Genomic DNA, 13,662 nt, shown 5'->3' with positions numbered 1-13,662 from the left:
CCGCACCGGTGCGGATCCTGGAGATCGGGGCCGGCACGGGCGGCACCACGGCGGCGGTGCTCGATGCCCTCGCCCCCTACGGCGACGGCATCGAGTACGTCTTCACCGACGTCTCCGCGGCCTTCGTCCGCAAGGCCAGGAACCGCTTCGGCGCGCAGTACCCCTTCGCCCGCTTCGAGGTGCTGGACATCGAGGCCGACCCGGCCGGGCAGGGCCTGACCCCCGGCGCCCTCGACGTGGTGCTCGCCACCAACGTCCTGCACGCCACCCGGCGGCTGTCCGACACCCTGACCCGGGCCAAGCGGCTGCTGCGGCGGGGCGGCGCCCTGCTGCTCGTGGAAGGCACCCGGGCGCGGCACCAGCTGGCGCTCGTCTTCGGCCTGACGGCCGGCTGGTGGCTGTTCTCCGACCCGGACCAGCGCATGCTCCGCTCCCCGCTGGCGAGCGAGCGTCAGTGGCGCGACGCGCTGGCCGCGTGCGGCTTCACCGACATCAGCGCGGCCGCCCCGACGACGGAAGCCGGACCGGCCTTCCAGAGCGTCATCGCCGCCGTCAGCGACGGCGTGGTGCCCAGCGAGGTGCACGCTCCGGCGGCCCGGCGCGAGCCGCGGCGGACCCCGGTCGCGGCCCCTGAGCCGACTACCGCCGTGGCTCCGGCCGCCTCCGTCTCCCCGGCCTCCCCCGACGACACCCTGCGCCAGGTGACGGACGTCTTCGCCCGCGTCCTGGAGATGACCCCCGACCAGCTCGACCCCGACCTCACCTTCGAGAACTACGGCGTGGACTCGCTGGTCGTCCTGGAGGTGACCCGCGCCCTGGAAGGGGTCTACGGCCCCCAGCCGGCGACCCTGCTGTTCGAGCGGATCACCATCCGGCAGCTGGCCGGGCACTTCGGCACCCGGGCGCACAGCCCCGAAACCCCCGGTGCTCCCGTCACCACCGCCCGGCCCACCACCCCCGCGGCGCCCGAACCCGCCACGGCCGACGGCGCCGAGCGCCTGGTCGCGGGCCTGTCCGACGCCGCCGTCGACGAACTGCTGGCCGAACTGCTCTCCCAGCGCGGGGAGTCCGAAGGAGACGGACGATGACTGCCGAGCCGTTCAGCTGTGTCGTGATCGGCGAGGAGACCCTCCTCGTCGAGTGCACCAGGCTGCTCGTGGCCCGCGGACACACCGTGGCCGCCGTGGTGTCCCCCTCCGCCGAGCTGCTCGACTGGGCCGAGGGGGAGGGGCTGCCCGCCGTACCGTTCGGCGCGGACCTCGCCGAGCGGCTGACCCCGCTGCGCTTCGACTACCTGTTCAGCATCGCCAACCTCCGGATGCTCCCGGAGGAGGTGCTCGCCCTGCCCACCCGGCTGCCCGTCAACTTCCACGACGGTCCGCTGCCCAGGCACGCGGGTCTGTTCGCCACCAGCTGGGCCATCCTCGACGGCGACAAGCAGCACGGCGTCACCTGGCACGTGATGAACCTGGAGGCCGACACGGGCGACGTGCTCAAGCGGCGCGCGGTGCCCGTCGACCCGGCGGCCACGGTGCACGACCTCGACGTCGCCTGCTTCGAGGCGGGCGTCGAGTCCTTCGCCGAACTCGTCGACGAACTGGCCGGCGGCACGGCCACCCGGACGCCGCAGGACCTGGGCCTGCGTACGTACCACGGCCGCTACGACGCCCTGCCCCGGGGCGGCGTGTTCGACTGGCGCCAGCCCGCCGCCGAACTGGACGCACTGGTGCGGGCCACCGCGTTCGGGCGCCGCCGAAACGACTTCGGTACGGCGCTGCTCGCACGCGGCGACGATGTGCTGGCCGTCCGCGCCGTGGAGGTCACCGACCGGCCCTCCACCGCCGAGCCCGGTACCGTCGTCGATGCCGGCCCCGACGCCCTCACCGTGGCCACCGGCGACCGGGACGTCCGCCTCACCGACCTCGCCGCCCTGTCCGGGGAACGCCTCGCCCCCCTCGCCCTGGCCCGGGAACTCGGGGGCCGTTTCCCGCACCTGCCCGACGCGGCTGTCGCCGAACTCACGGAGGCCGCCCGCGCCGGCCACCGCCAGGAGCGCCGCTGGCTGCGCGCCCTGCGGTCGCTGCGGCCGGTGTTCCCGCCGAGGTTCGGCCCGCTGAACCCGGTGGCCCGCCCGGCGGGCCCGGTCCCGCTGCCCGAGGCCCTGCGCGAGCGGGGAACGGAGCCCGAGCGGCCGGCCCTTGCCGCCGTCCTGGCCTTCCTTGCCCGGCTCACCCGGGGCGACGAGCGGCACGTCGCCGTGTCCGTCCCGCGGGCGGCCTCCCCGGCCGTCTCCCGCATCCTGGCGCCCGACGTGCCGCTGCAGGCCCCGGAAGGACTGCTCGACCTGCCCCTGTCCGGCCTCACCGAGCTGGTCGGCACCGCACTGGACGGACTCCGTGACCGGACGCCGTACCGGCGTGACCTGCCCCTGCGCCACCCGGACCTGACCGGCGCCGCCCGCACCGGGCTGCCCGTCGCCGTCGTACTGCCCGGCGGCGCCGAACCGGGCGACCGGCCGCTGACCGTCCGCATCGGCGCCGAAGGAGCCGTCGGCTTCCACGCGGGCGCCGGACTGACCGCGGACCACGAGCGCTGGCTCGCCGGGCACTTCGCCGCCTTCCTCGACGCCCTCGCCGCCGACCCCCGGAGCCCGCTCGGCACCGCCGACCTGCTCGCTCCCGAGGAGCGGGAGCTGCTGCTCGGCCGGTGGAACGACACCGACGAGGAGTATCCGCGACAGGAGACCGTGACCCGGCTGGTCACCGACATCGCCTGCGCCGCACCGGACGCCACCGCCGTCCGCTTCCAGGACCGAGCCCTCAGCTACGGCGAACTCGACGAGGCCGCCGACCGGCTGGCCCGGCACCTCGCCGGCCTCGGCGCGGGCCCCGGCACGGTCGTCGGCGTCCAGCTGGAGCGCTCGCCCGAACTGCTGGTCAGCCTGCTCGCCGTCCTGCGCACCGGCGCCGCCTACGTGCCGATCGACCCGATCTACCCGCCCGCCCGGATCGGCCACATGCTCCAGGACTCCGGCGCCCGGCTGGTCGTGACCGACGAGACGCTCGGCGGCACGCTGGCCGAGTTCCCGGTCACCCCGGTACCGGTGTCCACCGCGCTCAGGACCGGGCCGCCGGCGGCCCCCCTCGACCGCTCCGACCCGGACGCTCCCGCCTACGTGATCTACACCTCGGGCTCCACCGGCCTGCCCAAGGGCGTCCAGGTCGGCCACCGGGCACTGGTCAACTTCCTGTGGACGATGGCCCGCAGGCCCGGCTTCGACTGCCGGGACTCACTGCTCGCGCTGACCACGGTGTGCTTCGACATCGCGGGCCTGGAGCTGTATCTGCCGCTGGTGCGGGGCGGCACCGTGGAGATCGTCTCCGCCGTCGAGGCCGCCGACGGCGTCGCCCTGCGCGAGCGCGTGGAACGCTCCGCGCCCACCGTCCTTCAGGCCACCCCGACCACGTGGCAGATGCTGCTCGCCGCCGGCTGGAGCGGCGATCCGGCGCTGCGGGCGCTGTGCGGCGGCGAACCGATGCCCCCCGAGCTGGCCGGGCAACTCACGTCCAGGGTCGGTGCGTTGTACAACATGTACGGCCCGACCGAGACCACCATCTGGTCCACCGTGGACCGGGTGCTGCCCGGCGAGGCGGCCACCATCGGCCGGCCCGTCGGCAACACCCGCTGCCACGTCCTCGACGAGCGCGGCGTCCCGGTCCCGCCCGGCATCCCCGGCGAGCTGTACCTGTCCGGCGACGGTGTCGCCGACGGCTACCTCGGCCGGCCCGAGCTGACCGCCGAACGCTTCGTCACCGCCCCCGGCGGCGGCACCGGCCGCGCCTACCGCACCGGCGACCTGGTACGCCACCTGCCCGACGGCCGCCTGGAGTACCTGGAACGGATCGACGGCCAGATCAAGCTCAACGGCTACCGGATCGAACTCGGTGAGGTGGAGTCCGCCCTGCGCCGACTGCCCGGTGTCACCGCCGCCGTCGCCGTCGTCCGCGAGGACCGGCCCGGCGAACGCCGCCTGACCGGCTATCTGGCCGGCCGGGCCGGCCCACTGGACACCGCCGGGCTGCGCGCCGCCCTGGGCGAACGTCTGCCCGCCTACATGGTCCCCTCCGCCCTCGTCCCCCTGCCCCGGCTGCCGCTCACCCCGAACGGCAAGGTGGACCGCAAGGCCCTGCCCAGGCCGGACGTCGTCCGCGTCGCCGGCGGCGCGGCGGCCGTCCGCACCGACCTGGAGCGGCGCATCGCCGAGGTCTGGTGCGAGGCGCTCGGCCTGGAGCGGGTCGGTGCCGAGGACAACTTCTTCGACGCCGGCGGCGATTCGCTGCGCCTGACGTCCGTGGTGGCGACCCTGCGTGAACGGCTCGGCCTCCAGGTCACCCGCCTCGACATGTTCGGCCATCCGACCGTACGGGCCATGGCCGCCCATGTCGCCGACGCCGGCCGCCCCGCCGAGCCCGCGGCGTCCCGCCCGCGGCGCTCCCGGGACACGGCGGCGCTCGCCCGCCGCCGTGACCGCAGGGGGCGGCGCCCATGACCGGCCGACAAGACGTCGCCACACCCACCGCACAGCCCGATCCGTCCGTTCCGCCAGGGGGTTCCGTGTCCAGCTGCCAGGTCTGCTCACTCAAGGCCGGCCATCCGGGAGTGGTGCTCGACGACCAAGGGGTGTGCAATCTGTGCAACCTCGACTTCGCCGATGACCTGCTCGTCAACTACCGCTACACCAGCGAGGTGTTCACCGAGTTCCAGCAGGCGCCGCCCGCCGCCGGCGAGTACGACTGCCTGTTCATGTACAGCGGCGGCAAGGACAGCACGTACATGCTGGACAAGTTCGTCAACGAGTACGGCAAGCGGGTACTGGCCTTCACCTTCGACGTGCCCTTCGAGAGTGTGCACGCCGCCAAGAACATCGCGCTCGCCCGGGAGAAGATCCCGGCGACGTTCGTCCTCGACGCCGACGACGACAACATCAAGCTGATGATGCGCGAGGTGTTCAACCGGCCCGCGCCGAAGAAGCCCGGCGCGTACCTCGACGAGAAGCTGCCCTGCGTCTCCTGCCGCACCTTCTTCGTGCTGCGCGCGATCGTCATGGCCTACCGGCAGAAGATCCCCTACATCGCGCTGTGCGCCGACCCGCAGCAGATCCTCACCATGGAGTCCAACGTCCGGGAGATCGTGCGCGGCTTCTACAAGACGTTCGGCGAGCGGCTCACCGACACCCTCTTCGCCGGGCAGCTGGAGGAGCTCCTCTTCGACGACGACGAGAACCTGCCGAAGATCGTCTTTCCGTTCATCGCCATGCGGCACGAGTACGACCCCGACCGCATCGTCGAGGAACTGCGCGCCAAGGGTCTGTACGAGTCCTCGCCGCTGGAGACCCACTGCACGCTCTTCCCGCTCCTGAACTACTACTCGTTCTCGAACTTCGACTGCATGTTCTACAAGCTCAACGCGGCAAGCCACGTGCGGTCCGTCAAGCGCAACGCCTCCTACGACCGCAACACGTTCAGCATCAAGTTCCCGCGCTCGCTCGATCTCGCCGACGTGGAGGACCGGCTCGGCAAGGTCGTCAAGGAGATCGCGGCGGGGGAGGGCGACCGCGACGAGCACGAGCGCAGCCTCGTCGACATCTTCCAGCGCATGGACGCCTCCGAGGACGCCGCCCGCTTCGTCGCCCGCAGCTTCCTCGACATGCGATCCGTCGCCGCCGACCTCGGCATACGGCTGAGCTGACACCCGAGCAGGAGAACCAGCACCATGACGCTTTCCGACTCCGACGTCGCCATCATCGGCATGGCCTGCCGCTTCCCGGGCGCCGACTCCGTCGACCGCTTCTGGGACGTCCTCAGCGAAGGCCGCGAGACGCTGACCCGCTACACCGACGCGGAACTCGTCGCCGCCGGCGTACCCGCCGCCCGGCTGGCCGACCCGCGCTATGTGAAGGCCGCGCAGACCATCCCCGGCACCGACCTGTTCGACTCCGGGCTGTTCCAGTTCACCCCGGACGAGGCCGAGATCCTCGACCCGCAGCACCGGGTCTTCCTGGAGTGCGCCCTGGAGGCCCTGGAGCGGGCCGGCTACGACCCCGAGCGCACCGACGCCCACATCGGCGTCTACGCCGGCGCCGGCATGAACACCTACCTGCTGCACAACCTGGGCGAGCGCTACCGGGCCGCGTCCTCCGTGGACCACTACCGGTTGATGCTCGCCAACGACAAGGACTTCCTCGCCACCCGCGTGTCGTACAAGCTCAACCTGACCGGCCCCAGCATCAACATCAACACCGCCTGCTCCACCTCGCTGGTCGCCGTGCACACCGCCTGCCTCGCCCTGCTCGGCGGCGAGTGCGACATGGCCCTGGTCGGCGCCGTCCACCTCAACCCGCCGGGCCAGGGCTACCAGTACCAGGAAGGCATGATCTTCTCGCCCGACGGCCACTGTCGCGCCTTCGACGCCGAGGCCCGCGGCACCGTGATCGGCAGCGGCGCCGGAGCGGTCGTCCTCAAGCGGCTGAAGGAGGCCCTCTCCGACGGCGACTGGATCCACGCCGTCGTCAAGGGCTCCGCCGTCAACAACGACGGCTCCGCCAAGACCGGCTACACCGCGCCCAGCATCTCCGGGCAGGCCGCGGTCATCGCCGACGCCCAGGACGTCGCCGACGTCGACCCCGAGACCATCGGCTACGTCGAGGCGCACGGCACCGGCACCCCGCTGGGCGACCCCATCGAAGTAGCCGCGCTCACCGAGGCCTTCCGCGAAGGCACCGACCGTACCGGGTACTGCGCGCTCGGCTCGGTGAAGACCAACATCGGACACCTGGACACGGCCGCCGGCGTGGCGGGCCTGATCAAGACCGCGCTGATGCTGGAGCACCGCACCCTGGTCCCCAGCCTGCACTTCACCGAGCCGAACCCCGACATCGACTTCGCCGCCGGCCCGTTCTTCGTCAACACCGAGAAGACCGAGTGGAAGAGCGAGACGGGCCCGCTGCGCGCCGGCGTCAGCTCCTTCGGCATCGGCGGCACGAACGCCCACGTGATCCTCCAGGAGGGACCGGCCCGCGGTCAGGCCCCGCACGAGAGCCGGCCGGAGCTGCTGGTCCTCTCCGCCCGCTCCGAGGACGCCCTCGACCAGGCCGCCGCCGCCCTGGCCCGCCATCTGCGAGCCCACCCCGGCCTCGCCCCGGCCGCCGTGGCCCAGACCCTCGGCCTCGGCCGCCGCGCCCACGCCCACCGGCTGGCCCTGGTCGCCGACGGCACCCGCTCCGCGGCCATGGCGCTCGCCATCGGTGACGGGGAGCGCATCCGCCGTGGCCCGAGCGGACGTGAACCGAGCGCCCCCGTGCTCGTCCTGGCCGGCACCGGCGCAGACCCGGCAGACGCGGCCGAGCTGTACGCGGCGGCGCCCGCGTACCGGGACGCCGCGGACGCCTGCGCCGCCGCCCTCGGGCGCCCCGGCGAGGCCGAGGTCCTCCTCGCCGAGGACGGCGCCGTCGCCGCCTGCTGCCACGAGTACGCCCTCGCCACCGCCCTCACGGCCTGGGGCGTCGCACCGGCCGGCCTGGCCGCCACCGGCAGCGGCCTCGCCACGGCCGCCGCCCTCGCCGGGGCCCTGCCGCTCGCCGACGCCCTGGCCCTGGCCGGCGGCACCGCTCCCCACCGCGTCGCCCCGCCCCGGCTGCCCGTCGTATCTCCGAGCACCGGCCGCTGGATGACCGAGGACGAGGGCCGTGACCCCGCCGTATGGACCGGCCCGGCCGACGCGACGGCTCCCCTGGACGCGCTGCTGGACGGCACCGGCCGGCACGCGGTCCGCCTCACCCGACCGGACGGCGAACCCGGCGGCCTCGCCCACCTGCTCACCCTCGCCGCCGACCAGTGGGTGCTCGGCGCCGACCTCGACTTCGCGGCCGTGCACACCGGCCGGGACATCCGCCGGGTTCCCCTGCCCACCCACCGCTTCGAGCGACGGCGGCACTGGGTGGAGTCCGGCGACCACGGCGCCCGGACCGGGACGGCACCGGACGGGGACCGGCTGATCGCCCGCTTCGACCCGGACGACCCGCAGCACAACGTCGAACTGATCCGGGACCACGTCACCGAGTCGATCGGCAGGGTCCTCGGCGGCCGGCACCTCGCCGCCCTCGACACCAACCTCTTCGACCTCGGCCTGGACTCCCTGGTCCTCATCGAGGTCGTCGCCAGGCTCGGCGAGCAACTGGGCTTCGAGGTCCCGGCCGCCTCCTTCGTCGAGTTCCCCACCATCAGGTCCTTCGTGGACAACCTCGCCGAGCTGATGGGCCTCGCCCCCGGCACGGCCCCGGGCGGCGACGGCACCGACCCGGCGCCGCGCACCTCCCGGCGAGCCCAGCGTGCGGCCGCCCGTCACACCGGCCAGGCCTGAACCCTCCCGGCGGCGACGCCCCGGCCACGGTGGCCGACCGAAGACCTGCGAGAGAGAGCAACTGTGGACGACAAGCGAAAGCTGCTGCTGAGCCTGCTGGCACGGGCCTCCGCCCCGGCCCCGGCGAGCGACGGCGTGGCGATCGTGGGTGTCGCCGGCCGCTACCCGCTGGCCGAGACGCCCGCCGAGCTGTGGGACAACCTGGCCGCGGGCCGGCACTGCATCCGCGAGGTGCCCGCCGACCGCTGGGACGCCGACGCCCACCACGACCCGGCGGGCGTGCGCGGCAGCTACAGCAAGTGGGCCGGATTCATCGACGACGTCGACAAGTTCGACCCGCTCTTCTTCCAGATATCGCCGGCCGACGCCGAGGCGATGGACCCGCAGGAGCGGCTCTTCCTTCAGACCGCCGCAGCCGTCCTGGACGATGCCGGCCACCCGGCCGCCGAGCTGGCCGCCCGGGGCCCGGTCGGCGTCTTCGCCGGCGTCATGAACAACAACTACGAGTGGATGGGCGGCGAGGCCAACGCCCTCGGCGTCCGCACCGACGCGCACTCCAACCACTGGTCGATCGCCAATCGGGTCTCGTACACCTTCGACTTCACCGGCCCGAGCCTCGCCGTCGACACCGCCTGCTCGGCCTCGCTCACCGCGATCCACCTGGCCTGCGAGAGCATCAGGTCGGGGGAGTGCCACACCGCGATCGCCGGCGGCGTCAACCTGATCCTGCACCCCATGCACCTGCGCATGCTGGCCGACCGCGGGATGATCTCGCGCGGTGACCGGCTCAGGAGCTTCGGTGCGGACGCCGACGGGTTCGTCGACGGCGAGGGCGTGGGCGCCGTCCTGCTGAGGCCGCTCAAGGACGCGGTCGCCGACGGCGACCGCATTCTCGGCGTGATCCGCGGCTCCGCCATCAACGCGGGCGGCAAGACCGGCGGTTACACCGTGCCGAGTGCGGCCGCGCAGGCCGACGTGATCCGCGCCGCACTGCACCGGGCCCAGACCGATCCGGCCACCGTCGGCTACGTGGAGGCCCACGGCACCGGCACCCCGCTCGGCGACCCCATCGAGATCGCCGGCCTCGTGGAGGCCTTCGGCGGGCGCGTCGAACCGGCGGAACAGGCCGGGCGGCCGACGGTCGCCGTCGGGTCGGTGAAGTCCAACATCGGCCACCTGGAGTCGGCGGCCGGTGTCGCGGGACTGACCAAGGTGCTGCTCCAGCTGCGCCACCGCACGCTGGTGCCCTCCCTGCACTCCGCCCTGCGCAACCCCGGCATCGACTTCCCCACCACGCCCTTCGAGGTGCAGCAGACCCTGCGGCCCTGGGTGCCAGCGGGGGACGACGCCGACCTGCCGCTGCGCGCGGTCGTGAGCTCCTTCGGCGGGGGCGGCGCCAACGCCTGCCTGGTGGTGGAGGAGTACCGCACACCACCGGCCGAGCCCGTCGCGCCGGACACCGACCAGCTCCTCGTCCTGTCCGCCAAGAGCGAGGACCGGCTGCGCGCGTACGCCGCCGACCTCGCCGCGTTCCTGCGCGGCACCACCGGTGCGGATCCGGCGGGCCCCGGCCCGGACGCCCTGGGCGACGCCCAGCGGCTGTGCCTGCGCCTGGCCGCCGAGACCGTCGGCGTGGCCCCCGAGCACCTCGACCTCGGCACCGACCTCGCCGACTGCGGCTTCGGCGTTCCCGAACGCGCCCGCTTCGAGGCGTCGCTGACGGCGGAGCTCGACGGCACCCTCCCCAAGGCGGTGACCACGGCACGGACGCTGGGCGCGATGGCGCAGGCGATCACCGGGACCGCGGGCGCCGACGAACCGGCCGGCACCGCCTCGGGAGCCCCGGCTGCGTTCGGCGCGGCCGGCACACGGTCCGGCGCCGGTTCCGGTGCCCGGGGAGTCACCCGCCCGGCCGAACCGCCCCTCCGCCTCGCCGACATCGCCCACACGCTCCAGTCCGGACGTACCCCCCACGAGTTCCGGCTGGCCCTGGCCGTCGACTCGGTGGCCGGGGCCACCGCGCTGCTGGAGACCTACGCCGAGGGCACGGCCGACGCCCGGATCCGCACCGGCCGGGCCACCCGGGCCCGCGTCGTTCCCACCGGCACCCAGGCCGACGCCCTGGAGACGGCCCTGGCCCGGCGGGACCTCGAGGCGGTGGCCGAGCACTGGCTGGCCGGCGCCGACGTCGACTGGTCCCGTGTCACCCCCGCCGCAGCCCGCCGCACCGGGCTGCCGACCTACCCCTTCGCCCGCAGGCGCTACTGGATCCCCGAGCCGTCGGCCCGTACCGCCCCCGCGCGGCCGGCCGGGTCCGACGACGCCGCCGCGGAACGGCTCCCGGACTTCTACCGGCCCCTGTGGGTACGCGAGGAGACACCCGGTCCCGGACCGGCCCCGCACGTGGGCCGCGTCGTCGCCCTGGTGACCGAGGGTTCCGCCTGGCTCGCCGAGACGATCTCGGCCCGCCTCCCCGCCGGCCGTCTGGAGCCGGTCCGCATCGACGAACTTCCCCCGTCCGCCTGGCTGGAGCGGGCCGACGGCGCCGACCTGGTACTCCACCTCGGCGGCGTAGGCACCGGCATCGCCGAGGGACTGGGCGCCGACCGGGCCGCCGAGCAGCTGCGCACCGGCTCCCTCTCCCTGTTCCGCCTGGTCCGCTCGACCGGAGCCGCCCGCGTCGTCGTGGTCACCAGCGACGTCCACCCGGTGGCGGGCGGCACCGCCGCCAACCCCTTCGCCGCGGGCATGCACGGCCTGCTCCAGGTGGTGGCCAAGGAGCGCCCCGAACTCCGCGTCGGGGCCCTCGACTTCGCCTCGGCCGATCTCACGGGCGAGGACGCCGCCACCGCCCTGGCCGACGCGATCCTGGCCGCGCCCGCCGATACCACCGGCCGCACCGTCGCCCTGCGAGGCGGGGCCCGCTACGTCCGCCGCCTGGGCCGCGTCACCCTGCCCGCGCCCGGCCCCGTCTTCCGGGACGACGGCGTCTATCTGCTCGTCGGCGGCACCGGCGGCATCGCCCAGGAACTCAGCCGCCACCTCGCCGAGCGCCACAGGGCCCGGCTGGTGTGGTTCAGCCGGGCCGGCCTCGGCCCCGGACAGCGCGCCGCCGCCGAGGAGATCCGCGCCCTCGGCGGCGACGTCGCCCACGTCCGCGGCGACGCCTGCGCCACCGCCGACCTCGCCTCCGCCGTCGCCGAGGCACACCGCCGCTTCGGCGCCCTGCACGGGGTCGTACACGCCGCGATGGTGTTCGACGACCACGTCCTCGCCGATCTCGACGAGGAGACCTTCACCGCCGCGACCCGCGTCAAGACCGAGGGCGCCGCCGCGCTCGCCGCCGCCCTCGACGGACAGGACCTCGACTTCCTGGTCTATTTCTCCTCCGCCGGCTCCTTCGGCAGCTTCGCCGGCAACGGCGCCTACATCTGCGCCTCCGCCACGGAGGACGCCTACGCGCTGTTCCTGCGCGACCGGCTGCCGTTTCCGGTGACCGTCGTCAACCAGGGCTACTGGGGCATGGTCGGCTCCGGCGCTCAGCCGGGACTCGCCGACATCTTCGCCGGGCTCGGTATCCAGAGCTTCAGTCCCGCAGCGGGCATCGCCGCCGTCCACCGCATCCTCGGCAGCGGGCTGGCGCAGGTCATGCCGATCCGCGCCGGGCGCCGGGCCCTGGAGGCCATGGGCCACGACCCGGCCCTGGACGGCGAAGTCCTCGGCGACGGCCACCCGGCCGCCCTGCCCGCCGCGGCCGGACACCTCGGCACCGGAACCGCCGCCGCCCCGGCCGCCCGCCGCGTCCTCACCGGATACGAGGAGCTGGAGGCGGTCTCCGCACCCATGCTGCTCGGCGTCTACCAGCGCATGGGAGCGTTCCGGCGCTCCGGCGAACGGCACGGCGCCGAGGAACTGCGTGGCCGCCTCGGCATCCTGGACCGCTTCCGGCGGCTGCACGAGGCACTGCTCAACATCCTGGCCGACGCCGGTCTCCTGACCCGCGACGGCGACCTGGTCAGCACCACCCCGGCGGTCGACGGCGTCGACGCGGACGAGCACTCGGGCCGCTGGCAGGCGGAGTTCGACCGCATCGCGGCGGCCTACCCGGACATCGAGCCGACGGTCACCCTCAACCGCCTGTTCCTCCAGGCGTACCCGCGCATCCTGCGCGGCGAGGTGGGCGCCACCGAGATCATGTTTCCCGGCTCCTCGATGAAGCTGGTGCAGAACTTCTACCGGGGCAACCCCCTCACCGACTCCTTCAACCTCCTGGTCCGCGACACGGTCCGCCACTTCCTGGACCTGCGCCTGCCGCAGCTGCCGACGGGCCGCACGGTCGAGGTCGTGGAACTCGGCGCCGGCACCGGCGCCACCAGCGAACGGGTGCTGCCCGCGCTGGCCGAGCACGCGGGACGCGTCGGATACACCTTCACGGACATCTCGCCCCGCTTCCTGGAACACGGCCGGGAACGCTTCGCCGAACGCTACGACTTCGCCCGCTTCCAGGTGCTCAACCTCGAACGCGGCCTGGCGGAGCAGGGGTTCGAGCCGGCCTGCGCCGACCTCGTCGTCGCCACCAACGTCGTGCACGCCACCAGCGATTTGCGGGCCACCCTGCGCAAGGCCAAGGCGCTGCTGCGGCCCGGCGGCTGGCTGATCCTCAACGAACTGACCTCCGTACGGCCGCTGCTGACCATCGGCGGCGGTGTCCTGGAGGGCTGGTGGGCCTTCGAGGACGGCCACCTGCGCATGCCCGACTCCCCGCTCGCCTCCCCGAAGGGCTGGACCCGGCTGCTGCACGAGGAGGGGTACACCACGGTCCACGCGCTGGGCGCCGGTGACCCGGCGCTCGGCCAGACCGTCCTGGTGGCGGAGAGCGACGGTGTCCTGCTGAACACATCCGCACCCACGGCAGGCCCGGCCGCCGCCTCCGCCACGGCCGCCGCCTCCGCCCCCGTGTCCTCGGGCGCGACCACCTCCACCGACACCCTCACCGAGCGTCTGCGCGACCTCGTCGAGCGGGTGCTCAAGCTGGACGAGCACATCGACCCCGGCCGTCCGCTGGCCGACTACGGCTTCGACTCACTCAGCGGCATGAAGATCGTCGCCGCCGTGGACGAGGAGTTCGGGGTCGCCGTACCGCTCGGCGACTTCTTCGAGCAGCCGACCCTGCGCGAGCTGGCCGCCCACCTGGCCGCCAACTGGCTCGCCGGAGTGGCGGCCGGGCCCGCCCGGCCGCCACTC

Annotated in this window: 5 protein-coding genes; all 5 read left to right on the top strand. The window is 74.1% G+C overall.

Going from position 1 to position 13,662, the window contains the following annotated elements; translation table 11 throughout:
* Nucleotides 1-1,088: methyltransferase (locus BZL64_RS25330; RefSeq protein ID WP_143663310.1), on the top strand; the 1,088-nt coding region annotated here is incomplete at its 5' end.
* The gene (locus BZL64_RS25325) at nt 1,085-4,549 is read left to right on the top strand and encodes an amino acid adenylation domain-containing protein (RefSeq protein ID WP_086771506.1); all 3,465 of its coding nucleotides are present in this window, start codon (nt 1,085-1,087) and stop codon (nt 4,547-4,549) included. The genes BZL64_RS25330 and BZL64_RS25325, both read left to right, overlap by 4 nt.
* A 65-nt stretch (nt 4,550-4,614) precedes the next feature.
* Complete coding sequence (locus BZL64_RS25320; protein ID WP_086771505.1) at nt 4,615-5,748, top strand: adenine nucleotide alpha hydrolase family protein; 1,134 nt, start codon at nt 4,615-4,617, stop codon at nt 5,746-5,748.
* Between the two features lie 24 nt (nt 5,749-5,772).
* A complete protein-coding gene (locus BZL64_RS25315) occupies nt 5,773-8,418 on the top strand; it encodes a type I polyketide synthase (RefSeq protein ID WP_086771504.1) in 2,646 nt (881 codons plus the stop codon).
* Between the two features lie 63 nt (nt 8,419-8,481).
* Nucleotides 8,482-13,662: SDR family oxidoreductase (locus tag BZL64_RS40660; RefSeq protein ID WP_208639514.1), on the top strand; the 5,181-nt coding region annotated here is incomplete at its 3' end.

This window comes from Streptomyces bobili, assembly GCF_002154575.1.
GTDB classification, from domain to species: domain Bacteria; phylum Actinomycetota; class Actinomycetes; order Streptomycetales; family Streptomycetaceae; genus Streptomyces; species Streptomyces bobili.
The sequence above is the reverse complement of the archived record's forward strand: the minus strand, read 5'-3'. Positions and strand labels throughout refer to the sequence as shown.